Raw genomic sequence first — 20943 nt, 5'->3', positions numbered from 1 at the left:
CTGGAATGGATCAGCTTCTCGGGTTCAGTGGCACGCGTCCGGCGCGCAGCGTCGAGCGGATTTCGTAGCGGTCGCCGCGCATGATCGAGACGGTGAATTCGAACGGGCCGCGCTCGTCGGTGGTGATGCGTTCGACGACGAAGGCCGGGCTGCCGACGGCGAGGTCGAGCAGTTCGGCGTCCGCCGCGCCGACCGCGCCGACCCGGTAGTTCTCCCGCGCGGCCACCGGCACGATCCCGTAATGGCGCTCCAGCGCCTCGTAGAGCGAGCCCTGCAGCAGGCCGGCGTCGAGGAAGCCCGGCACGCGCACCGCCGACAGCTGCGCCGTCTGGATGCCGATCGGCTCGTTGTTGCCGAGCCGCAGCCTGCGAATGCGCACCACCGGATCGCCCTCTTCGATCTCCAGCGCGCCGGCAGCCGCCGCGTTGGCGGTGGTCAGGCTGCAGTCGAGCAGACGCGAGCCCGCGACCACGCCCATATTGCCCATCTCCTGGGTAAAGCTGGTCAGCTCACGCGTGCCGGCGACCAGCGTGGTCGAGCGCACGAACGTGCCGCGGCCATGTTCGCGCCTGAGCAGCCCGGCCTCCTCGAGATTGCGCAGCGCGTGGCGCAGCGTGATACGGCTGACGCCGAACAGGGCGCACAGCCTGTCCTCCGCCGGGATCTGGTCGCCCGTTGCCCATTCGCCGCTCTTGACGATGGCGCGGATCGCCTCTTCGACCTGATACCAGAGCGGCTCCGGCCGTCTGCGGTCCGGCTGCTGAAAGCTTGCTTCGCTCATCGCACCTGCCTCCACCCTTGCCCAACGGCGCCGGCCAGCGCCGCGCCGACCAGACCGGCGCGGGGACCGAACTTTCCAGCCTTGACGTCGATGCCGCGCAGATGCGGCGGCAGTTGACGTCGCAGCGCCGCAAGCAGCGGCGGCCGGATCACATCCAGCGCGTCCGCCAAACCACCCGAAATCAGCACCGCTTGCGGATCGAGCAGCGCGACAGCGCCTGCAAGCGCGGTGCCGAGCTGTCGCGCCGGCAGTTCAAGCAAGGTGAGTGCAGCCAGCTCGCCGGCCTGGGCAGCGGCGATCAGTTGGCGGCCGTCGGCAAGGCCGATCTGTCCGGCAAGGCCATCGAGCGCCCGGCCCGACGCGACGCGCTCCAGCCAGCCGCTGCGCTCCTCGCCATGATCTTTGACGTCGGCGCAGGCCCAGCCGAACGAGCAGGCGCCGCCATGCGCGCCGGCAACGATGCGGCCATTGGCCAGCACCGCCGAACCGATGCCGGTGCCGATGGCGAGCAGGATCGCATCCGGCATGTTTTTCGCACTGCCTTCGACAGCCTCCGCCAGCAGCGCAATCTGTGCGTCATTGCCGAGCGCTACGCGCAGTTTGGGAAACAGCGTCTGGATGTCGACGCCGTCGAGGAACGGCAGGTTGGGGATCCAGCGGCAGATTGAGCCCTCGACCAGACCCGGCACCGCGATGCCAAGCGCTGAGACCGGCCCGGCCTCAGCGCACAGCGCGTCGATGCGCGCAATGAAGGCACCAAGGGTTGCCGGCGCCGGCTCGCTGCCCAGCGCCTCCAACGCACCGACATCGCCCGTAGATACGGCGGCGCGCAGATTGGTGGCGCCGAGATCGATGGCGAGTACCCGCCTCATCGACCGGACCCTTTGCCGAAGGGGAGCGAGAACAGGCCGCTGCCGGCATTCCACGAATGCGACGCCGCCGCGAAGGCCTGCGCATGGCGCGTGGCACGCAGGCAGCCGCGCAGCCGGTAGAGCGAACTGTAATAGTCGACATAGGGGAAGCTGCTCAGGCCGCGCGCCAGCTCATACTCCATGACCGCGTCGCGCCAGGCCTCGAACCCGTCGCTGACATCGACGAGATGCTCGGGCCGGAAGCCGTCATCGTCCTCCCAGTTCTCGCCGAACAGCAGCAGTTGCGGCGTGTGCGCCGGATGGTCGCTGGCAACGGTCGGCAGTCCGGCGAAGAAGATACCGGTCTTCGTCAAATGCGCGGCGGCGCGATGGTCCTTGTGCCAGCTGCCGTGCCAATGGGTGATGACGATCTCGGGTTTCAGCTCGCGAATGATGTCGGCCACTTCGAGCGCCGTCTGATCGTCTGTGGGCAGGAAGCCGTCGCGGAGGCCAAAGCTACGCATGGCGACGCCGAGCCGCTCCGCCGCGCTGCCCGCTTCCTCTTCCTTCTGCACGCAATAATGCGCGGGAACCAGGTACGGATGGCCCTGCTCACCCATGGTCAGATGCAGGAAGGTCACCGTGGCGCCGCGCTTGACGGCAGCGGCCGCCAGCGGCCCGGCCATCACCTCGGCATCGAAGGCGTGCGCGCCGACCACCAGGATCGATTTCGCCGCATAAATCCTGTCTTCGATCATTTCATGCCCCCTCCGGTACCGACGCCTTCGCGAATCTGGCGCGCCAGCAGACAATACATGATCAGGATGGGCGCCATGGATATCGCCAGCGAGGCGAACACCAGGCCCCAGTCGGTGCGGAACTGGCCGACGAAGACGCTGATCGCCAGCGGCACCGTCTTGTAGCGGTCGTCGAAGATGAAGATCAGCGGGAAGAAGAAATCGTTCCACACCGCGATCGCGGTGAAGATGGCCACGATCGACACCGCCGGCTTGACCATCGGCAGGATGATCTGGAACAGGATGCGCACCTCGCCGGCGCCGTCCATGCGCGCCGCCTCGTCCAACTCGGAGGGCAAGACGCGCATGAAATTGGCGAAGATGAAGACGGCGAAGGGAATGCGGACCGCCGAATAGACCAGGATCAGCCCGGTCAGCGAATCCAGCAGGCCGAGATTGCGCATCAGCGTGAACAGTTCGACCGAGGCCAACCGGATCGGCAGCATGATGCCGGACAGGAACAGGCCGAGCATGATGGCATTCCAGCCGAGTCTGTATCGGCTGAGCGGATAGGCGGCCATCGCCGAGACGACGATGGTGAGGATGACCGCGCCGCCGGTGACGATCAGGCTGTTGATGAAATTCTGGCCGAGATCGGCGCGCGTCCAGGCGTTGACGAAATTATCGAAGGCAAAGCTTTGCGGCAGGCCGAGCCTGTTGTCGTAGATCTCGGCCGTGGTCTTGAAACAGGAGACGACAAGGATGTAGAGCGGCAACAGCACAGCCGCCGTCCAAACGACCAGCACCGTCCAGCCGGGCAGCCGCGCCAGCTGCCGAGAGATGGCCGGTCTTTGCGAAATCGCCAGCGCGCTCATAGCTGCACCGTGCGGCGGTCGAAGAAGCGCAGCATCATGAGCGTGCCGATGCTGAGGATCAAGAACAGCACGGTGCCGAGCGCCAAAGCCAGACCGATATCGGTGATGCCGACAGCGCCTTCCGCGCCGAAGGCCAGCCGGTAGAAGTAGGTCACCAGCGTGTCGGTCGAATAGCTCGGATTGCCCTGCACGCCCTGCATGACATAGACGATGTCGAACTGGTTGAAGGTGTTGATGAACGACAGCGTCGTCAGCGTGCCCAGCGCCGGCATCAGCAGCGGCAGCGCGATCGAGAACAGCATGCGCGCATTGCCGGCGCCGTCAAGTTTTGCCGCCTCGAAAATCTGGCCGGAAATCTGCCGCAGACCTGCCGTGTAGATCAGCACCGGCAGGCCCATCCAGTTCCAGGCATCGACGGCGATCAGCATGGCGAGCGCGGTGTGGCTGTTGCCGAGCACGGTCAGGCTGCCCTGGTGCAGGCCAAGCCCGTTCAGCGCCCATTCGACGACGCCGCCCGGTGCCAAAAGCAACCGCCACAGCGCGCCGACGATGACCGGGCTCAGCACCGCCGGAAAGAAGAACACCGACTGGAAGAACGCAGCACCCCTGTCGCGCAGGAACAGCAGCCAGGCGAACAAAAGCCCGATTCCGTTCTGGAACAGCATGATGCCGAAGAACCAGGCGGTGTTGTGCCACAGCGCGCCGTAGAGCCGCGCGCCGCTGGGGAAAACGAACAGCCTTGAGAAATTCGACAGGCCGGCGAACTCGACCATGCGCAGCCCCTTCCAGACGAAGAAGCTGCCCCACAGCGACATCCCCAGGGGATAGAGGACGAACAGCGCATAGACCGCCAGCGCCGGCAGGATGAACAGCACGGCCATGCGCTGCTGCGTGCGGCGAAGGCTGCTGGTGCGGCGAAGGGTGCTCATGCGCTTTTCTGGTCCGTGAGAGGCCGGCCGCTTTTGCGACCGGCCGCGCCTACTGCTTCGGCTTGAACCAGGTGGCGACCGCGGCCTGCATGTCGGCCGCCAGCTTCTCCGGCGCGATGTTGCCTTCGACCATGTCGATGATCTCCGACTGCAGCACCGAAGACGCCGTCGGCGACTGCCAGCGGAAGCCGACCAGCGTCAGATACGGCGTCGAATTCTTCGCCATCTCCATCATCGAGGCCAGCACTGGATCCTTCACCGTCACATCCGTGCGGGCCGGCGGCCAGCCGAGCTCGTCGGCGAACATCTGCGCGAACTCTGCCGAAGCCATGAAGCCCAGCACCTTGGTCGCGGCTTCCTTGTTCTGGCTCTCGGAGACCAGGCCATAGGAGCCGTCGGAGAAGGCCGAGGTGTAGAGTTTTGCCGCGGCATCGTCGGCGGGGAACGGGAAGATCGAGAATTTCAGCTTCGGGTTCTGCGCCTTGAAGCTGCCGTTCTCGAACGAACCGCCGAGGAACATCGCCGCCTTGCCGCCGATGAACTGCTGCGTGGCGGTGGTGTAGTCGATGCCGGCGAAGCCGTCGGGGAAATACGGCTTCAGCTCGGCGAAGCGCTTCAGCGCCGCCACATAGCGCGGATCCTCGAAGGTCGCCTTGCCGCTCATCATCTCGTCGTAGAATTCAGGACCATAGACGGTCGGGCCGACGACGCCGACGGCGATCTCCAGTTCCCAGGCCGAGCCGTTGGCGCCGCCGGTGGCGATCGGGGTGATGCCGGCCGCCTTCAGCTTCTCGCAGACGGCGGTGAAATCCTTGTAGGTCTTGGGGATCTCGATGCCCTGGGCGGCGAAGATATCCTGGTTGTAGAAGACGCCCATCATCGGCACCGAGTAGGGCACGCCGTAGAGCTTGCCGTCGCTGCGGCCGCGCGCGCCGCCAAGCGCCGCGTCCTCCATGTTCTTCAGCTCCGGCACGCTGTCGTCCAGCGCGTCGAGATAGCCGGCCTCGACGAAGGGCTGCAACTCGCCATAGGCCTTGAGCTGGGCGATGTCGGGCCCGCGGCCGCCCCGCAGCGCCGTGCTCAGCCGGTTCTGGTAGTCGGCATCGGGCGTGAACTGGATGGCGACCTTGATGCCGGGATTCTTCACCTCGAAGGCATCGAAGATGCGGCGCATCGCGGCCTCGTCCTCGGTGCGCCAGCTCCACAGCGTCACCGTGCTGTCGGCGGCTCGCGCCGGCAATGAGGCGAAGACGCCGGCGCAGGCGGCGGCAAGGCCGCCGATCAGCCCAAGTGCTGCGCGCCGGTGAAGTGAAAGCATGCTCATTGCCAGTCTCCCATTGTTCTCTGTCCTTGGCGTCCCGCGGCGTTTCCGTGCCGTGAGAAGTCATTGGTCAGGCAAAAGTCATTATAACGACATAGCGGTATTCGCAAGAGGTCTGCTGCGCCTCAGGAATGGCGGCGTTGGCCCGCTCACGACATTGCAGTACCCGCAACTGTTTGTTACGTAACGCAAAATACCCACATTCCAGCGCCGCAAAGAAATCTGTGACCGTACCATGTGAGACTTTTTCGCCAGCAAGCCCTTGCGTCGCCGCGCTGACTTGTCATAACCTCATGCGAACCAATAGGGAGGATGAGGAATGTCGTTTGCCTGGACGTCGAAACTGGCACTGGCCGCAGGCCTCGCCATCCTGCCCGCCACGGCCTGGGCGCAGTCGGTCAACATCTCCTATCTCACCCACTGGTCGCCGGAGACGGTGGCGCTGCTGGAAGCGGCGGCCAAGGATTATGCCAAGACCAATCCGGATGTCAGCGTCACCGTGCGTGCCGTCCCCTTCGGCGACCTCCTGACCACGCTGCGCTCGCAAGGCGGCGGCGCGGACGGTCCGACGATCGGCGGCATTTACGATCTCTGGTTGCCGGAACTGGCGCGCGACAAGCTGGTCGCGCCCGCTCCCGATGCGGTGGCCAGCGAGGTCAAGGCCGCCTGGCCGGCGGGCGTCACCAGCGCCGCCTCGGTCGGCGGCACGCTCTACGGCATCCCCAACGAAATCGACGTCTATGCGCTGAACTATAACAAGGCGCTGTTCAAGCAGGCCGGCATCGCGGCGCCACCCAAGACCTGGGACGAGTTCAAGGATGCGGCCAAGAAGCTGACCAACAAGGATGCGGGACAGCAAGGCTTCGGCATGATCAATTCATGGGCCGCCGGTGTCGTTCATCCCTTCGCCTCGCTGCTGGTCTCCAATGGCGGCGACCTGGTCAAGGACGGCAAGCCGGTGCTCGACAGCCCGCAGGCCGCGGAGACTTTCCAGCTCTATGAAGACCTGATCAAGTCCGGCGCCAGCGTGCCTTCGATGGCGACAGCCGACGCCAACACCACCGGCCCCTTCCTCGACAATTTCGTCTCCGGCAAGACCGGCATGATAATCATGGCCAATTGGTGGGAAAGCGCACTGAAGGCCGGCATGGGCGACAAGTTCGCCGACATTGCAACGGCGCCGCTTCCCGTCGGCCCGAGCGGCGACAAGCCGCATTCGATCTCCTACTCCTGGATGACCGTGGTCAACGCCAATGCAGGTGCGGCCGAGCAGAAGGCGGCATGGGACTTCCTCGCCTGGCTGAACAATCCAAAGTCCGGCAAGAACGGCGCTTCCGCGATGTCGGATATCCTGATGTCGATGGGCATCCTGCCCTCACGCCTCTCCGACATCGAGGCGCACAAGGACAAGCTCGGCTCGGAATTCCTCTCCGGCTATGTCAGCGTGCTCACCGACGCCAAGCCGTTCCCTGTCGTGCCCGGCGGCCAGGAATTCTCGGAATCGCTGCAGCAGACGGTCGAGGCGTTGCAGTATGGCCAGGTCTCGGCCAAGGATGCGCAGGCGACGGCGCAGGCCGACGCCATTTCGATCCTGGAGCGCGCCGCCAAATAATGATTCAGAGGTACCGTGCCTCGGCGGGCATCATGCTGGCGCCCGCCGTGACGCTGATCGGCATCTTCGTCCTGTTGCCAATGCTGCTCACCGTCTGGCTGTCGTTCCAGGACTGGTCGACGCAGACACCGTTTTCCAGCGCCGGCTTCGTCGGCGTCGACAATTTCCGCGAGATTTTTGGGGTCTCCTCGGTCGGCCGCGATTTCAAGGCCGCGCTCGCCAACACAGCCGTCTACACCGCGCTCTCCGTCGTCCTCATCCTGCCTCTGTCGGTGGCCTTCGGCCTGATGGTTTACCAGCGCGACGTCGCCGGCGGCACGGCGCTGCGCACGGTGCTGTTTGCCACCTACATGGTGCCGATGATCGCTGTCGCGCTGGTGTGGTCGAAACTCTATTCGCCGAGCGAAGGCCCTCTCAACCAGATGCTCGGCCTTATCGGCATCGGCCCGCAGCCTTTCCTGTCGTCGCCGCGCTCGGCGCTGATCTCGATCGTCTTCCTCAATGTCTGGCAGCAGGTCGGCTATTTCACCGTGCTGGCGATCGCCGGACTGACGCAAATCCCCGGCAGCCTGTATGAAGCAGCAAAGCTCGACGGCGCCAACCGTTTCGAGCAGTTCCGCTTCATCACCCTGCCGCTGATACGGCGCACGCTTCTGTTCAGCGCCGTCATCGCCATCATTAACGCCGTGCAGGTGTTCGAGCCGGTTGCCCTGATCACGCAGGGCGGGCCGGTCGGCTCGACCAATGTGCTGACCTACCACATCCGCCGCGTCGGCATCGAGCGTGCGCAGGGTGGACTGGGTTCGGCCATGGCGGTGATGCTGATGCTTTCGCTGATTGTCGTCGTCTGCGCGCTGTTTGCCTTCGCCAACCGGAAGAACGACGAATGAGCGCGGGATCGTCGAGCCGGCTGTCGCGCCGGCGCCCGTCGGGCCGCAAGGCGCTGCTGGCGACGCTGATGCTGCTGGTCGCCGTCGCCTCGGCCTTCCCGCTGGTATGGATGGTGCTGTCGAGCCTCAAGACGCCGGCCGAGAGCATGCAGGTGCCGCCGGTGTGGATCCCCCTTACGCCGAGCTTCGACGCCTATGAGAAGGTGTCGGGCGTGGTCAATGTCGGCCGCTCGATGTGGAATTCCCTGGTCATCGCCTCGATCACCACCGCCGGCATCCTGCTGACCAGCATGATGGCCGGCTACGCCTTCGCCAAATACCACTTCCCCGCCAAGTCGCTGCTGTTCTCTGTGCTGATCGCCACCATGTTCCTGCCGCCGATCGTGACGCTGATCCCGCTCTATCGCCTGGTCGGCTCGATCGGCCTCAACGCCAGCCTCGCCGGCATCATCGTGCCCAATCTCGCCAATGCTTTCGGCATCTTCCTGATGCGCCAGTTCATCTCCGGCGTTCCCGACGAGCTCATCGACGCCGCGCGCATGGACGGCGCCTCGGAGTTCTTGATCCTCTACAAGATCGTTGCGCCCAGCATCGCCCCCGCGATCGCGGCTCTGGCCCTCTTCGCCTTCGTCTACCACTGGAACAGCTATCTGTGGCCGCTGACCGTGCTGCAGGGCAATGCCGACGCCTATCCGATCGTCATCAGCCTGAGCCGCCTGCTCAGCTACAACAGAGGTGCGGTCAACACCGGCCTGGTGATGGCCGGCGCGACGCTGGCCGTGCTGCCGCCGCTCATCCTGTTCGTCTTCCTGCAGCGCTTCTTCGTCGATTCCATCGTCGGCTCGGCGATCAAGGGATAGCTCGCCTCACCCGAACCGCGCCGCCGTCCACACCCCACCAGCCGCATTCGACTCCACCGCCGCCGCAACAAACTTCACCCCGCGCGCGCCCTCCACCACATCGGGCACCTGCGCCGCACGCGCCGGATCGACCACCCCACCAGAGCGATGGGCGCGAATGATATCGGCGGCGTCGCGGTAGATATTGGCGAAGGCCTCGATATATCCCTCCGGATGCGCCGCCGGCATGCGCGACACGCGCTGGCTCTCAGTGGTCGAGCCATGGCCGCCGCGCACCAGCGTGCGGGTCTCCTCGCCGTAGATGGAGAAGCGCAGTTCTTCCGGCCGGCCGCCCGACCATTCGAGCCCGGCTTTGTCGCCATAGATGCGCACCGAGAGATCGTTGTAGTGGCCGGGCGAGGTCTGGCTGGCCAGGATCGTGCCGCGCGCCCCGCCGGTCCAGCGCACCAGCACATGCGCATTGTCGTCGAGCCGGCGTCCCGGCACGGCAGTGAACAGATCCGCCGACACCGCCTCGGCCTCGCATCCGGAGATGAAGCTCGCCAAATTGAAGGCATGCACGCCGATATCGGCCAGCACCGCCGACTGCCCGGCGCGCGCCGGATCGGTGCGCCACTCCGCCTGCTTCTGGCCCTCGGCGTCGATCGGCTTGGTCAGCCAGTCCTGGATGTAGGCGCCATGCACGGACACCATGCGGCCAAGCGCGCCCGCCGCCACCATCTCGCGCGCCTGGCGGACCATGGCGTAGCCGGTGTTGTTGAGCGTGACGACGAAGCGACGCTTTTTCTCCCGCGCCAGCGCCACCAGTGCCTCTGCATCGGCCAGCGTCGTCGACAGCGGCTTGTCGCAGATCACGTCGATGCCGGCCTCGAGAAAGGCCGTGGCGATCGGCGCGTGCAGATGGTTGGGCGTGACGATGACCACCGCCTCGATGCCGTCCGGCCGCGCCGCTTCGGCTCGTGCCATGGCGCGATAATCGGCATAGCTGCGCTCGGGCGCGATGCCGATCTCGGCGGCCGAGGCGGCGGCGTTCTCCGGGTTCGACGACAGCGCGCCGGCGACCAGTACGATCTGGTCGTCCAGGCGCATGGCCAGCCGATGCACGGCGCCGATAAAGGCATTGCGACCGCCGCCGACCATGCCGACCCTGAGCCGCTTGCCCGCCGATCCGTCCGATGTTGCGTAGACCATGTTTCCTCCTGGGAAGACAGTTTTTGCCGTCGTCGAGTTCTGTCGCGCGCCCCCTGTCCTACCGGACATCTCCCCCACGAGGGGGGAGATCAGCCACCACAGCGGCCTTCGCCAATCTCAGACGTCGCAAGAGGGCGCCGAAGGCGAAACTGCCAATCTCCCCACCCGTGGGGGAGATGTCCGGCAGGACAGAGGGGGGCGCCGTAGAGCGCTGCTTTTGACCGCTCGCATCAGTCACACTTTCGAACACGATTTCCAATTTCCATATTGTAAAACGATCGTATCGCGCTAGCCTGAAATCATGAGTGGGGCAAGCAAGGCATCCGGACGGTCCAGCACCGACGAGGCGGCGACGCGCAAGCGCGGGCGCTCTCTGGCCGCGCTTGGCTACATCCAGCCGCAGACCTATGAGGAGCTACGCGCGGTGCTGTCGTCGGGCACGGTGCATTTCCCCAAGCGGCTGCGCCAGGTGGCGATCTTCCTGTGGCAGCACCCGAGCGACGTCGCGCTCGGCACCATCGCGCAGGTTGCGGCACAGGCCGGCGTGCAGCCCTCGACGCTGGTGCGCTTTGCCCAGATCTTCGGCTATTCCGGCTTTTCCGATTTCCAGGGCCTGTTCAAGGAGCACATCAAGGGCTCATGGCCGGAAGGGCGCGGCGAACCGCGCACCGAGACCGAGCCAAATCTGCATTTCCTGCACGGCATGGTCGGCGCATCGCAGGCCTCGCTGGGCCGCATCGAGACCGGCTTCGACGTCGAGAGTTTCGACAAGATGGTGGCGCTGCTGGCGGCGGCCGAGCTGATCTATGTCATCGGCTCCAAGCGCGCCTTTCCCGTCACCGCCTATCTCTCGCTGACGCTCTCGCAGCAAGGCGTGCGCAACGTGCTGGTCGACAATGTCGGGTCCTCCGCACTCGACCAGATCGGCTGCATCGGCGGCCGGGATGCCGTGCTCGCTGTCTCGTTTAGCCCCTACAATTCGATCACGCCCGATCTCGTCGCGGTGGCGCATGAGCGCAAGGCGCGTATCGTCACCGTCACCGACAGCACCTTCAGCCCGCTGATCCCGCTCTCGGACAGCTGGCTGGAAGTGGTGGAATCCGACTTTGCCGGCTTCCGCTCACTGGCGGCCTCGCTCGCCGTTGGGATGGCGCTGGTCCATGGCGTGGCGGCGCGGCGCGGCGAATGAGGCGTCACTGGTCCAATTGACTATCGGGAATTGCCGTTCCATATTTCTCAAAATAGAAACTTTATTCCCGGGAGGAGGAATGGAGATCCGGCTTGACGGCAAGGTGGCTCTGGTCACCGGGTCGACGCAAGGCATTGGCCGCGCCATTGCCGAGACGCTGGCGCGTTCCGGTGCCGCCGGGCTGTTGGTCACCGGGCGCGAGAGGGCGCGTGGCGAGGCCGTGGCGGCCGAGCTTTCGCAATTGGGCACGCCGACCATCTTCGTCGCCGCCGACCTTGCCGATCCTGACGCCCCCACCCTTTTGGCGCAGGCCTGCATCGAGCGCTTCGGCCGCATCGATGCGCTGGTCAACGCCGCCGGCCTGACCGATCGCGCCTCTTTCCTCGACGCCAGCCTCGACGACTGGGCGTCACTGTTTGCCGTCAATGCGCGCGCGCCGTTCTTCCTGATGCAGGCGGCGATTGCCGACATGAAGCAGCGCGGCCAAGGTGGCGCCATTCTCAACATTCTGTCGATCAACGCCCATTGCGGCTCGCCGGAGCTTGCCGTCTATTCCGCCACCAAGGGCGCGCTGGCGACGCTGACCAAGAACGCCGCCAACGCCCACCGTTTCGATCGCATCCGCGTCAACGGCATCAATGTCGGCTGGACCGACACGCCGGCCGAACGCATCATGCAGGCGGAGACTTTGGGCAACGGCCCTGGCTGGCTCGACAAGGCCAATGCCGCGCAGCCTTTCGGCCGGCTGCTGACGCCGGACGACATCGCCAGCCTCGCCGTCTTCCTGCTGTCCGACGCCGCCGGCCCGATGACCGGCGCGGTTGTCGACCAGGAGCAGGCGGTGATCGGAGCGAACCGGTGAGCGCTTCCATCGAAACGCTTGGGCCGGCGCTGCTCGACCGCTTGCCGGCCTCGGTCCAGACACCGTCCTATGACCGTACGCTCCTGGCGCCCGGCATGGCGCATCTCGGCGTCGGCGCCTTCCACCGCAGCCATCAGGCCGAATACACCGACGATCTCATCTCGCTGCGCTTCGACCGCTGGGGCATCGTCGGCATCAACATCCGTCCGCCCAGCCTTGCCGACACGCTGGGACGGCAGGGCGGGCTCTACACAAGGCTGATCCGCGAGAACAGCCACATCGAGGCGCGCGTCATCGGCAGCATCGTCCGGGTGGTCGACAGCCAGGAGAGTGCGGCACCGGCGCTCGGCGTGCTGATCTCACCCGATATCGAGTTGGTGACGATGACGGTGACCGAAAAAGGCTATTGCCACATCCCGTCCAGCGGCGAACTCGACCTTGGCCATCCCGACATCGTCCACGACCTCGCCAACCCCGAGACGCCACGCAGCGTGCCCGGCCTGCTGGTGCGGGCGCTGGAGCAGCGCAGGGCCACACATGAGCGACCCATAACGTTTCTCTCCTGTGACAACATCCCGACCAACGGTACTATTCTGAACAATGTCGTGCGGACGTTTGCCGAACGGCGGAGCAAAGGGCTGGCCCGCTGGATAGAGGCCAATGTTGCCTTCCCCGCAGCCATGGTCGACCGCATCGCGCCGGCGGTGACGCAGGATGACCTCGATAGTGTCGAGCAGTGGTTCGGCTACCACGATGCCGCCGTCGCTGTCGGTGAGCCGTTCCGGCAGTGGGTGATAGAGGAAAAATTCGCCGGCCGCATGCCGCGCTGGGATCTGGTCGGCGCCACCTTCGTCGACGACGTCACGCCGTTCGAGCATCTCAAGATGCGGGTGCTGAACGGCGCCCAGACGACACTGGCGACGCTCGGCGTGCTGGCCGGGCTCGAGCACACATCGGACGCCATAGCCAACCCGCTGCTGTCGGACTTCATCCGGCGCATGCTGGTCGAGGAGACGCTGCCGACGCTGATGCCGGTGCCGGGCGTCCTGCCCCTTGCCTATGTCGAGCAGAGCCTTGCCCGGCTGAAGAACACCGCGATCCGCCACCGCAACCACCAGGTCGCCACCGACGGTTCGCAGAAGATCGTCCAGCGCCTGCTCAACCCGATCCGCGACCGGCTCGCGATGGGCCAGAGCATCGGCCTGCTATCGGTGCCGGTCGCCGGCTGGATGGCCTATCTGATCCGGGCCTCGGATCGCTTTGAAAGACGCTGGCCGGTGTTGGATCCCTATGCCGGCAAGGTCACCGCGATCGCCGATGCGACCGGTCACGATGCCAGCGCGCTGGTGTCCGCCATCCTTGCCATCGACGGGATATTCGACCCCGGCCTTGCCGCCGACGATACGTTCCGCGCGGCCGTCACATCGGCGCTGGGCGACCTGCTGTCGGACGATCCGATGGCGGCTGTCCGGCACAGTCTTGAACAAGATGAGGTCGCGAGGTTGAAGCGATCCAAACAATCGGCATTATAGTCGTCGGGTCTAGGGAGGCAGAATGAAACTTGGAGTTCTTACAGCACCGTTTGCGGAGACGCCGCTTGGCGAGGTCGCCGGCTGGGCGCACTCGGCCGGCTTCGAGGCGCTGGAAATCGCCTGCTGGCCGAAGACCTCCGGCGCGACGCGGCGCTATGCCGGCACCAGCCATATCGACGCCGCCTCCACCTCGCCCGCGCAGGCCAAGGAGATCGTCGCCTCGCTGACGGAAAAGAAGCTGACGGTCTCCGGCCTCGGCTACTACCCCAACCCACTGCATCCGGACCCTGCCCATCGCGAGGCCGTCATCGGCCATCTGAAGAAGGTCATCGTGCTGGCCGCCAATATGGGCGTGCCGGTGGTCAACACCTTCTGCGGTGGCGATGCCTCGAAGACCGTCGACGTCAACTGGCAGGACGCGCTGAAAGTCTGGCCCGAGACCGTCGCCTATGCGCGCGGCCACGGGGTAAAACTCGCCTTCGAGAACTGCCCGATGATCTTCAGTTATGACGAGTGGCCGGGCGGGCACAACATCGCCTATTCGCCCTACATCTGGCGGCGCATCCTCGAGGCCTGGGGCGGCGAGGTCGGCATGAATTTCGACCCCTCGCATCTGGTCTGGCAGATGATCGACCAGGGCCGCTTCATCAAGGAGTTCGGCCCCTACATGCTGCATGTCCACGCCAAGGATTTGATGATCGATCATGATGGTTTGTATGAGCGCGGGATTCTTTCCGCCGGGATTGGCTGGCAGGTGCCGCGCATGCCGGGATTGGGCGATGTCGACTGGAGCGGCTTCTTCTCCGGCCTCTACCGCGCCGGCTATGACGGCTCGGTCATCATCGAACATGAGGACAGGCGGTTTGAAGGCAACGACGATGCGGTGAAGCGGGGCTTCCTGCTCGCCCGCGACGTGCTGCGCCCCTTCGTCAAATGACGAGGTGAATGACTTGGTCCGATCCTGCCGAAGGGTCTGGCCCTGAGACGAAAAAACAACAATGTGGAGGAGTACTGACATGAAGAAAATACTGACCATGGTCCCGTTGCTTGCGGGCGCTGCCTTGCTGGCATCGATGGGCGTGTCGTCGGCCGAAGCCAAATATACGATCGGCATTTCCAACACCGTGCAGGGCAATGGCTGGCGCGAGGAAATGGTCTGCGCCATGAAGGCGCAGGCGCTGGCTTCGGGCGAAGTGACGAAGCTCAACATCGCCCACCGCAACACCGATGCCGCCGGCCAGCTCGAAGACATCCGCAATCTGATCAGCGCCAAGGTCGACGCCATCGTCGTCAACCCCGCTGATCCCGCCGGCATCAAGGCGGGCCTGGAAGAAGCCACCAAGGCCGGCATCGTCGTCGTTGCCGTCGACCAGGCGGTGACCGAACCGTCGGCCTACATCATCTCCAACAACCAGGAACAGTATGCCTATCTCGGCGCCAAATGGCTGTTCCAGCAGATGGGCGGCAAGGGCGAAGTGTTCTACATGCGCGGCGCCGCCGGCGCCTCGGCCGATAGCGATCGCGACAAAGGCTTCAAGAAGGCGCTGGCCGAAAACCCCGGCGTGAAGGTGGCGCAGGAAGTCTTCACCGGCTGGCAGCAGGATCAGGCCAAGCAGCAGATGCTGTCGTTCCTGGCCACCGGCACGCCGTTCAACGGCGTGTGGACGTCGGGCATCGACAACGTCATCGTCGACGCGCTGGTCGAATCGCAGGCGCCGCTGGTACCGGTGGTCGGCGCCGACAATGCCGGCTTCGTCGGCCAGCTGAGCTCGGTGAAAGGTCTCGTCGGTGCAGCCGTCACCAACCCCGGCTCGATCGGCGGCGCGGGCGTGACGCTGGCGCTGCAGATCCTCGACGGCAAGAAGCCGGCGCAGCAGACCGTGCTGGTCGACCCGCAGCTTTGGGACAACGCCACCGACGAAGGCAAGGCCAAGCTGAAGGCAGCCGCCGATCCGTCGCTCAGCCCGGAATGGCCGGTCTCGATCTCGATCCCGGAGTGGACGACCTACACGAAGGACCAGATCGTGGCCTGCAAGGGGCCGGGGGAGTAAGCCTGGTTTGAATGAACTGGCGAGGACGGCGAACGACCGTCCTCGTCACACAGACTAGCGCTCCACGGCGCCCCCTCTGTCCTGCCGGACATCTCCCCCACAGGTGGGGAGATTGGCTGTCATCTCGGCTTTCGCTAATTTTCTACGTCGCAAGACGAGGGGCGGCGCCGGAACTGCCAATCTCCCCCCTTGTGGGGGAGATGTCCGGCAGGACAGAGGGGGGCGCCGTAGAGTGCCAGCAAGAGAATTTCTGAGCGGACATCGATTTGACCACCAGCCCCCTCCTCGACGCCACCGGCGTCGCCAAGAACTACGGCGCGGTTGCAGCGCTTCGCAACGCGTCGCTCTCCGTGCTGCCGGGCGAGGTCCACGCGCTGATGGGCGCCAACGGCGCCGGCAAGTCGACGCTGGTGAAGATCCTCACCGGCGCCATTCCGGCCAATGCCGGGCGTATCCTGATCCGGGGCGAGGCGCGCGATATACGCTCGCCCGCGGCCGCGCGCCGCGCCGGGCTGTTGCCCGTCTACCAGGAGCCGTCGCTGATCCCCGATCTCGACGTTCTGTCCAATCTCAGGCTCACCGGCACGCCGGTCGAACCGTTCCGCGCCTGGGTGCGCGAACTCGGCATTCTCGACCTCGATCTCCGCGACTTGGCGCGTGACATTCCGCTGGCGGTGCTGCGCGTGCTCGACCTGGCCCGCGCGCTCGCCGTCGAGCCCGACGTGCTGCTGCTCGACGAGATGACAGCCGCACTTCCCGCCAACCTTGCCGAAAAGGTGCTGGAAGTGGTGCGCCGCCAGGGCGATGCCGGCCGCGCCGTGATCTTCATCTCGCACCGCTTCGTCGAAATCTCGGCGCTGTGCGACCGCGCCACCGTGCTGCGCGACGGCGAGACCGTCGGCGTCGTCGACATCGTGCCGGGCGTGGAAGAAAAGATCGTCGAGCTGATGCTCGGCACCCGCATCGTCAAAACCCATGTCGCGGCCCGCAGTGCCGCCGAGAAGGCCGCGCCCGCAGCTGCCCGGCCGCGCATCTCCGTGCGCAATCTCCGCGTCGGTGCCAAGCTCAGTGACGTCTCCTTCGATCTTGCCGACGGCGAAGTCGCCGGCGTCGTCGCGCTCGAAGGCCAGGGCCAGGACGAGTTGTTCGCCGCCCTTGCCGGCTCGATCCGGCCCTCCGGCGGCACCATCGAAGTCGATGGCCAGCCGGTGAAATTCGCCCACCCGATCGACGCCATCCGCGCCGGCCTAGCCTATGTGCCGGGCGACCGCTCCGAGGCGCTCGCCATGCAGCGCTCGGTCCGTGAAAACATCGCCCTGCCCTTCAGTGCCGCGCTGCGCGATTGGGGGCCGATCAACATGCGCCGCGAGCGCGCGACCGTGCTCAGCGCCATCGAGCGGCTGCAGATCGACACCCGTGCGCAAGGCGAGGTGCAGCGCCTGTCCGGCGGCAACCAGCAGAAGGTGACCATCGCCCGCTGGATCGCGGCGGATGCCCGCACCATCCTGTGCTTCGACCCGACGCGCGGCATCGATGTCGGCACCAAGCAGGAGATCTACAAGCTGCTGCGCGAACTCGCCGGCAACGGCAAGTCGGTGCTGTTCTACACCTCGGAACTCGAAGAGGTGCAGCGCGTCTGCGACCGCGTCATCGTCATCTTCGGCGGCCGCCTCGTCGACATCTTCCCCGTCGAGGAGGCCGACGAGCCGGCGCTGATGCGCGCCGCCTACGGCCTGCCGCGCGGCGCCAAGGCCGACATCGGCATTCTGGCAGACCCGACCGCGAACACTTCGGCTTCGCCGGAGGCGACGCCATGAGCCATTTCCTGCGCCGCCAGGGCTGGGTTGTCGGCCTGTTCGCCCTGCTCATCGTCCTGTTCATCGCCACCAGGATCATCCAGCCGGCCTATGGCAGCAATGATTTCGGCTCGCTCGCCCGCGCCGTTCTGCCCTATGCCTTCGCAGTCGCCGCGCAGACGGTGGTCGTCATCGCCGGAGGCATCGATCTGTCGGTCGCCGCCATGATGGCGCTGACCAGCGTCACCGCGGCGTCGATGATGAATGGCGCGAGCGAGGAATACGCGCTGTTCGTGGTGCCCTTCGTGCTGGCCATGGGGTTTGGCCTTGGCGCGCTCAACGGCCTGCTCATCGTCGTCACCCGCGTGCCCGACATTGTCGTCACGCTGGCCATGCTGTTCGTGCTGCAGGGCGCCGCCCTGCTGGTGCTCGATGCGCCCGGCGGTGGCATCGCCGAATGGCTGAAGGCGCTGATCTCCGGCACGGTACCGATCCCCGGCCTGCCCGACGCCGTAGATGCCTGGGTCCCGAAGGCGCTGCTGGTGCTGATCGTGTGCCTCTGCGTCATCTGGATACCGCTGAGGCGCTCGCGCCTCGGCCTCTCCATCTACGCCATCGGCTCTAGCGAACTGGCGGCGTTCCGCTCCGGCGTGCCGGTCAAGCGCACTCGCATCATCGCCTATGCGCTGTCCGGCCTGTTCGCCGCCTTTGGCGGCCTGGCGCTGACCATGAGCACCGGCATCGGCGCCCCCATCCCCGGCCCCTATCTGCTCGCCAGCGTCGCCGCCGTGGTGCTGGGCGGCGTCGCGCTCGGCGGCGGCAAGGGCGGCCTGCTCGGCCCCATCGTCGCCGTCTTCGTGTTGCGCCTGGTGCGCACGGATTTGACGCTGCTTGCCATCGACCCGAATGTCACCGCCATCATCGAGGGGCTGATCATGGTGGCGGTGGTGATGTTCGGCGCGTTTATCACGATGCGGGGGCGGCAATGATGGGAGGGCTGTCGCAGAGAGACGTCGGCGTTCCTTCGCGCCCCCCTCTGTCCTGCCGGACATCTCCCCCACAAGGGGGGAGATTGGATGTCGCGACGACCTTCGCCAATCTCCAACCTTGCAAGAATGAGCGAGGCGCTGAAGCTGCCAATCTCCCCACAAGTGGGGGAGATGGCCGGCAGGCCAGAGGGGGGCGCCGTAGAGCACTGTCCTCGCCAACTTGCCGCACCTTGCAAACCTCATCGCGAGCAAGAGCCGCCCCATGAGCACCGCCGCCATCACCCCCGTCCCCTTCGGCCGCCGCATAAAACGCTTCATGGCCGACCGCCCGCTCATCCCGCTGATCGTCCTGCTCGCCATCCTGGTTATAATCCTGCAGGTCCTGCGCCCCGGCATCGTCAACGAGCGCTGGATCGCCAACACCATCAAATTCGCCATCCCGCTGGCGATCCTCGCGGGATGCCAGACCATGACCATGCTGACCGGCGGCATCGACCTGTCGGTCGGCACGGTGGCAACGATGAGCGCCTTCATCATGGCGACGCAAGTGGTCAACCAGGACCCGGCGGTGGCGTTCCTGCTGGCGATGATGCCGGCGGTGCTGATCGGCCTCGTCAACGGCATCGGCGTCGGTGTCTTCCGCGTCCACCCGCTGATCATGACGCTGGGCACCAGCCTGATCGGCACCGGCTGCCTGCAGGTCTACCAGCGCACGGTGATCGCGTCGGGCGCAAAAATCCCCGAGTTCCTGGCCTGGCTCGGCACCGGCGTGACATGGGGCTTCCCCAACGCGCTGCTTTTGTTCGTGCCGCTCGCCGCCCTCATCGTCTTCACGCTCGCCCGCACCGGCTTCGGCCGCCTGCTCTACGCCGTCGGCGACAATGAGCGCGCGACCCGCCTGTCGGGCGTGCAATACTGGCAGGTCATCACCGCGCTCTACGTCACCTCCAGCGTGCTCGCCGGCATCACCGGCCTGCTCTATATCGGCCTGATCAAGGCGCCGTCGCTGTCGCTCGCCGAACCGCTGGTGCTGCCCTCGGTCGCCGCCGCCGTCATCGGCGGCACCTCCATCTTCGGCGGCCGCGGCGGCTACACCGGCACCATCATCGGCGCCCTGATCCTGACCGTGCTGACAACACTGCTGACCATCCTGCAGATGCCGGAGGGGGCACGGCGGATCTTGTTCGGGCTGATCGTGCTGTTCGTGACGGCGGCGTATTTGCGGATTGTGGAGGAGCGGTAGGGGGCTGGCGCCCGACGCTGCATTGGGCGAAGCTTTCCCATCCAAGGTTCAGGCCAAGCGCACGGGAGCAAGTTCCCCCTCACCCGGATTGCCAACCGAATTGCGAAGGGCAATTCGGGGCAATCCGACCTCTCCCCGAGGGGAGAGGAGGGCGCCAGCGTCAACGCCAGCCTCTTCTCCCCAGCGGGGAGAAGGTGGCCGCGAAGCGGCCGGATGAGGGGGCTGGCGCAGCCATAGGCGATTATCATCGCCCCAGACGAGCTTACCCCACCGAGAACGCGAGGGAGCGCCCCCTACTTCAAAGAAATCGCCATCCCGCTCAGATCCGCATTCACCTGCAGCCCCACCTGCCGGCCCGTAAGCTCGAGCTGGGCGCCCTTGTCGTTGGTCATGACGATCACCTGCGCGCCCTTGCCGAGCGCCCCGCCACCGCCCGCCGCGCCATAAACCCCGGCCGCATCGCGGACCCTTCTGATATGCCGCACGGTGCCCCGGAAATAGGTCTTGGAAACCCCAAAGGCGAAGCCGCCCGAGACACCGCCGACCGTGATGGGATAGGAGCGGCCATGGAAGGTCAGCGTGCCCTCGCCGCCGGAGCCGCCGACGAAGAAGGCCGCCTTGTAGACGGCAAAGCGGATCGTGCCGCTATCGGCATGCGCGGCGCTGGCAGCGCTGACGGACACAGTTGTGATGGCCGCAACCGCGAGCGAACGAAAGCTGGACGAGATGGTCATGGTGGGAGCTCCTCAAGTGCGCCGCTCACCCAACCGGCAGGGCTCGTCGGCGTCGTAACCAACTTGAACAGTTTAGGCTTGGATTTGGTTCCAGGGAGAGCCCTCGGTGGGTCAAGGCGCAAAGCTGGTGGGGAGAGCGGAGGAGCGCTTCATACAGAGCTGGCAATGCCAATGCCTCGGGGCAAGGGCTATCGCATATGAGCTTTTACGAAGAGGACCCCCACTCTAACTTGCCGGGGCGAGCCAGGGTTTCGCCCGTCCTTCGGACCCTCACAAGGCGGAGGGAACGCTGCCGCACGCCCAGCCCTTTTCGACTTAGACGGTTTTGCGGAAATCGGTTGTGTGCGTCAAGTTCTGCAAAATGGGCGATCATGAAACTGGTCATGCGGCTTGGCGTAGAGCGAGCTTCTTGTGCTCGCGCAGATCATCCATGTTGATATAGCGGTTGGCCTCCATCCAGTTTTCGTTGGTTTCGACGGCCAGCGCCCTGACCAGGCGCA

The 20943-nt window shown here is 65.6% G+C and carries 19 protein-coding genes; 11 read left to right on the top strand and 8 right to left on the bottom strand.

Annotated elements, in window-relative coordinates:
• Nucleotides 1-10 precede the first annotated feature (10 nt).
• Genes NKJ76_RS29330 through NKJ76_RS29305 form a run of 6 tightly spaced genes read right to left on the bottom strand, consistent with a single transcriptional unit; the run spans nucleotide 11 to nucleotide 5497 of the window.
• Nucleotides 11-781: a GntR family transcriptional regulator gene (locus NKJ76_RS29330; RefSeq protein ID WP_023683130.1), complete on the bottom strand. Its 771-nt coding sequence runs from the start codon at nucleotides 779-781 to the stop codon at nucleotides 11-13.
• Nucleotides 778-1653 (bottom strand): ROK family protein, encoded by an 876-nt coding sequence (locus NKJ76_RS29325; RefSeq protein ID WP_352538992.1) that lies wholly within the window; start codon nucleotides 1651-1653, stop codon nucleotides 778-780. The genes NKJ76_RS29330 and NKJ76_RS29325 overlap by 4 nt, the downstream gene beginning before the upstream one ends.
• Complete coding sequence (locus NKJ76_RS29320; protein WP_352538991.1) at nucleotides 1650-2390, bottom strand: PIG-L deacetylase family protein; 741 nt, start codon at nucleotides 2388-2390, stop codon at nucleotides 1650-1652. Before NKJ76_RS29320 ends, NKJ76_RS29325 begins: the two co-directional genes overlap by 4 nt.
• A complete protein-coding gene (locus NKJ76_RS29315; protein WP_352538990.1) occupies nucleotides 2387-3244 on the bottom strand; it encodes a carbohydrate ABC transporter permease in 858 nt (285 codons plus the stop codon). Before NKJ76_RS29315 ends, NKJ76_RS29320 begins: the two co-directional genes overlap by 4 nt.
• Complete coding sequence (locus NKJ76_RS29310; RefSeq protein ID WP_023747070.1) at nucleotides 3241-4173, bottom strand: carbohydrate ABC transporter permease; 933 nt, start codon at nucleotides 4171-4173, stop codon at nucleotides 3241-3243. Before NKJ76_RS29310 ends, NKJ76_RS29315 begins: the two co-directional genes overlap by 4 nt.
• A gap of 49 nt (nucleotides 4174-4222) precedes the next feature.
• On the bottom strand, nucleotides 4223-5497 hold the full coding sequence (locus tag NKJ76_RS29305) for an extracellular solute-binding protein (protein ID WP_352538989.1): 1275 nt from the start codon (nucleotides 5495-5497) through the stop codon (nucleotides 4223-4225).
• Nucleotides 5498-5813: 316 nt separating this feature from the next.
• Between NKJ76_RS29305 and NKJ76_RS29300 the strand changes: the two genes are divergently transcribed.
• Genes NKJ76_RS29300 through NKJ76_RS29290 form a run of 3 tightly spaced genes read left to right on the top strand, consistent with a single transcriptional unit; the run spans nucleotide 5814 to nucleotide 8856 of the window.
• On the top strand, nucleotides 5814-7106 hold the full coding sequence (locus NKJ76_RS29300; RefSeq protein ID WP_352538988.1) for an ABC transporter substrate-binding protein: 1293 nt from the start codon (nucleotides 5814-5816) through the stop codon (nucleotides 7104-7106).
• Nucleotides 7106-7996 carry a carbohydrate ABC transporter permease gene (locus NKJ76_RS29295; protein WP_023698623.1) on the top strand — a complete coding sequence of 297 codons (891 nt, stop codon included), beginning with the start codon at nucleotides 7106-7108 and terminating at the stop codon, nucleotides 7994-7996. The genes NKJ76_RS29300 and NKJ76_RS29295 overlap by 1 nt, the downstream gene beginning before the upstream one ends.
• The gene (locus NKJ76_RS29290) at nucleotides 7993-8856 is read left to right on the top strand and encodes a carbohydrate ABC transporter permease (RefSeq protein ID WP_023710857.1); all 864 of its coding nucleotides are present in this window, start codon (nucleotides 7993-7995) and stop codon (nucleotides 8854-8856) included. Before NKJ76_RS29295 ends, NKJ76_RS29290 begins: the two co-directional genes overlap by 4 nt.
• Before the next feature lie 6 nt (nucleotides 8857-8862).
• Here NKJ76_RS29290 and NKJ76_RS29285 read toward each other — a convergent pair whose 3' ends face one another.
• Nucleotides 8863-10047 carry a Gfo/Idh/MocA family protein gene (locus NKJ76_RS29285; protein ID WP_352538987.1) on the bottom strand — a complete coding sequence of 395 codons (1185 nt, stop codon included), beginning with the start codon at nucleotides 10045-10047 and terminating at the stop codon, nucleotides 8863-8865.
• Nucleotides 10048-10348: 301 nt separating this feature from the next.
• Between NKJ76_RS29285 and NKJ76_RS29280 the strand changes: the two genes are divergently transcribed.
• From NKJ76_RS29280 to NKJ76_RS29245, 8 genes are all read left to right on the top strand, one after another.
• Nucleotides 10349-11236 (top strand): MurR/RpiR family transcriptional regulator, encoded by an 888-nt coding sequence (locus NKJ76_RS29280; RefSeq protein WP_352498316.1) that lies wholly within the window; start codon nucleotides 10349-10351, stop codon nucleotides 11234-11236.
• 79 nt (nucleotides 11237-11315) lie between these two features.
• Entirely contained in the window at nucleotides 11316-12098 is a 783-nt protein-coding gene (locus NKJ76_RS29275; RefSeq protein ID WP_352538986.1) for an SDR family oxidoreductase, read from the top strand.
• Complete coding sequence (locus tag NKJ76_RS29270) at nucleotides 12095-13630, top strand: mannitol dehydrogenase family protein (protein ID WP_352538985.1); 1536 nt, start codon at nucleotides 12095-12097, stop codon at nucleotides 13628-13630. Before NKJ76_RS29275 ends, NKJ76_RS29270 begins: the two co-directional genes overlap by 4 nt.
• 22 nt (nucleotides 13631-13652) lie before the next feature.
• A complete protein-coding gene (locus tag NKJ76_RS29265) occupies nucleotides 13653-14567 on the top strand; it encodes a sugar phosphate isomerase/epimerase family protein (RefSeq protein ID WP_352538984.1) in 915 nt (304 codons plus the stop codon).
• A 79-nt stretch (nucleotides 14568-14646) separates the two neighbouring features.
• Nucleotides 14647-15681, top strand: a complete 1035-nt coding sequence (locus tag NKJ76_RS29260; protein ID WP_023683115.1) for an ABC transporter substrate-binding protein — start codon at nucleotides 14647-14649, stop codon at nucleotides 15679-15681.
• Between the two features lie 266 nt (nucleotides 15682-15947).
• On the top strand, nucleotides 15948-17498 hold the full coding sequence (locus NKJ76_RS29255) for a sugar ABC transporter ATP-binding protein (RefSeq protein WP_352538983.1): 1551 nt from the start codon (nucleotides 15948-15950) through the stop codon (nucleotides 17496-17498).
• Nucleotides 17495-18466: an ABC transporter permease gene (locus NKJ76_RS29250; protein ID WP_352538982.1), complete on the top strand. Its 972-nt coding sequence runs from the start codon at nucleotides 17495-17497 to the stop codon at nucleotides 18464-18466. The genes NKJ76_RS29255 and NKJ76_RS29250 overlap by 4 nt, the downstream gene beginning before the upstream one ends.
• 262 nt (nucleotides 18467-18728) lie before the next feature.
• The gene (locus NKJ76_RS29245) at nucleotides 18729-19709 is read left to right on the top strand and encodes an ABC transporter permease (RefSeq protein WP_352538981.1); all 981 of its coding nucleotides are present in this window, start codon (nucleotides 18729-18731) and stop codon (nucleotides 19707-19709) included.
• Between the two features lie 293 nt (nucleotides 19710-20002).
• Here NKJ76_RS29245 and NKJ76_RS29240 read toward each other — a convergent pair whose 3' ends face one another.
• The gene (locus NKJ76_RS29240) at nucleotides 20003-20443 is read right to left on the bottom strand and encodes a lipid-binding SYLF domain-containing protein (RefSeq protein WP_352538980.1); all 441 of its coding nucleotides are present in this window, start codon (nucleotides 20441-20443) and stop codon (nucleotides 20003-20005) included.
• Nucleotides 20444-20943 lie beyond the last annotated feature (500 nt).

It is taken from the genome of Mesorhizobium sp. M0029 (assembly GCF_040323735.1).
Taxonomy (GTDB): Bacteria; Pseudomonadota; Alphaproteobacteria; order Rhizobiales; family Rhizobiaceae; genus Mesorhizobium.
This window is presented reverse-complemented; position numbering and strand designations above follow the sequence as displayed.

Excerpts from the sequence above, each read along its gene's own strand:
- NKJ76_RS29295 (WP_023698623.1), top strand. The coding sequence starts at position 7,106 with ATGATTCAGAGGTACCGTGCCTCGGCGGGCATCATGCTGGCGCCCGCC.
- NKJ76_RS29265 (WP_352538984.1), top strand. The coding sequence starts at position 13,653 with ATGAAACTTGGAGTTCTTACAGCACCGTTTGCGGAGACGCCGCTTGGC.
- NKJ76_RS29285 (WP_352538987.1), bottom strand. The coding sequence starts at position 10,047 with ATGGTCTACGCAACATCGGACGGATCGGCGGGCAAGCGGCTCAGGGTC.
- NKJ76_RS29310 (WP_023747070.1), bottom strand. The coding sequence starts at position 4,173 with ATGAGCACCCTTCGCCGCACCAGCAGCCTTCGCCGCACGCAGCAGCGC.
- NKJ76_RS29260 (WP_023683115.1), top strand. The coding sequence starts at position 14,647 with ATGAAGAAAATACTGACCATGGTCCCGTTGCTTGCGGGCGCTGCCTTG.
- NKJ76_RS29250 (WP_352538982.1), top strand. The coding sequence starts at position 17,495 with ATGAGCCATTTCCTGCGCCGCCAGGGCTGGGTTGTCGGCCTGTTCGCC.
- NKJ76_RS29330 (WP_023683130.1), bottom strand. The coding sequence starts at position 781 with ATGAGCGAAGCAAGCTTTCAGCAGCCGGACCGCAGACGGCCGGAGCCG.
- NKJ76_RS29290 (WP_023710857.1), top strand. The coding sequence starts at position 7,993 with ATGAGCGCGGGATCGTCGAGCCGGCTGTCGCGCCGGCGCCCGTCGGGC.
- NKJ76_RS29245 (WP_352538981.1), top strand. The coding sequence starts at position 18,729 with ATGAGCACCGCCGCCATCACCCCCGTCCCCTTCGGCCGCCGCATAAAA.
- NKJ76_RS29320 (WP_352538991.1), bottom strand. The coding sequence starts at position 2,390 with ATGATCGAAGACAGGATTTATGCGGCGAAATCGATCCTGGTGGTCGGC.
- NKJ76_RS29305 (WP_352538989.1), bottom strand. The coding sequence starts at position 5,497 with ATGAGCATGCTTTCACTTCACCGGCGCGCAGCACTTGGGCTGATCGGC.
- NKJ76_RS29315 (WP_352538990.1), bottom strand. The coding sequence starts at position 3,244 with ATGAGCGCGCTGGCGATTTCGCAAAGACCGGCCATCTCTCGGCAGCTG.
- NKJ76_RS29325 (WP_352538992.1), bottom strand. The coding sequence starts at position 1,653 with ATGAGGCGGGTACTCGCCATCGATCTCGGCGCCACCAATCTGCGCGCC.
- NKJ76_RS29300 (WP_352538988.1), top strand. The coding sequence starts at position 5,814 with ATGTCGTTTGCCTGGACGTCGAAACTGGCACTGGCCGCAGGCCTCGCC.
- NKJ76_RS29280 (WP_352498316.1), top strand. The coding sequence starts at position 10,349 with ATGAGTGGGGCAAGCAAGGCATCCGGACGGTCCAGCACCGACGAGGCG.
- NKJ76_RS29240 (WP_352538980.1), bottom strand. The coding sequence starts at position 20,443 with ATGACCATCTCGTCCAGCTTTCGTTCGCTCGCGGTTGCGGCCATCACA.
- NKJ76_RS29275 (WP_352538986.1), top strand. The coding sequence starts at position 11,316 with ATGGAGATCCGGCTTGACGGCAAGGTGGCTCTGGTCACCGGGTCGACG.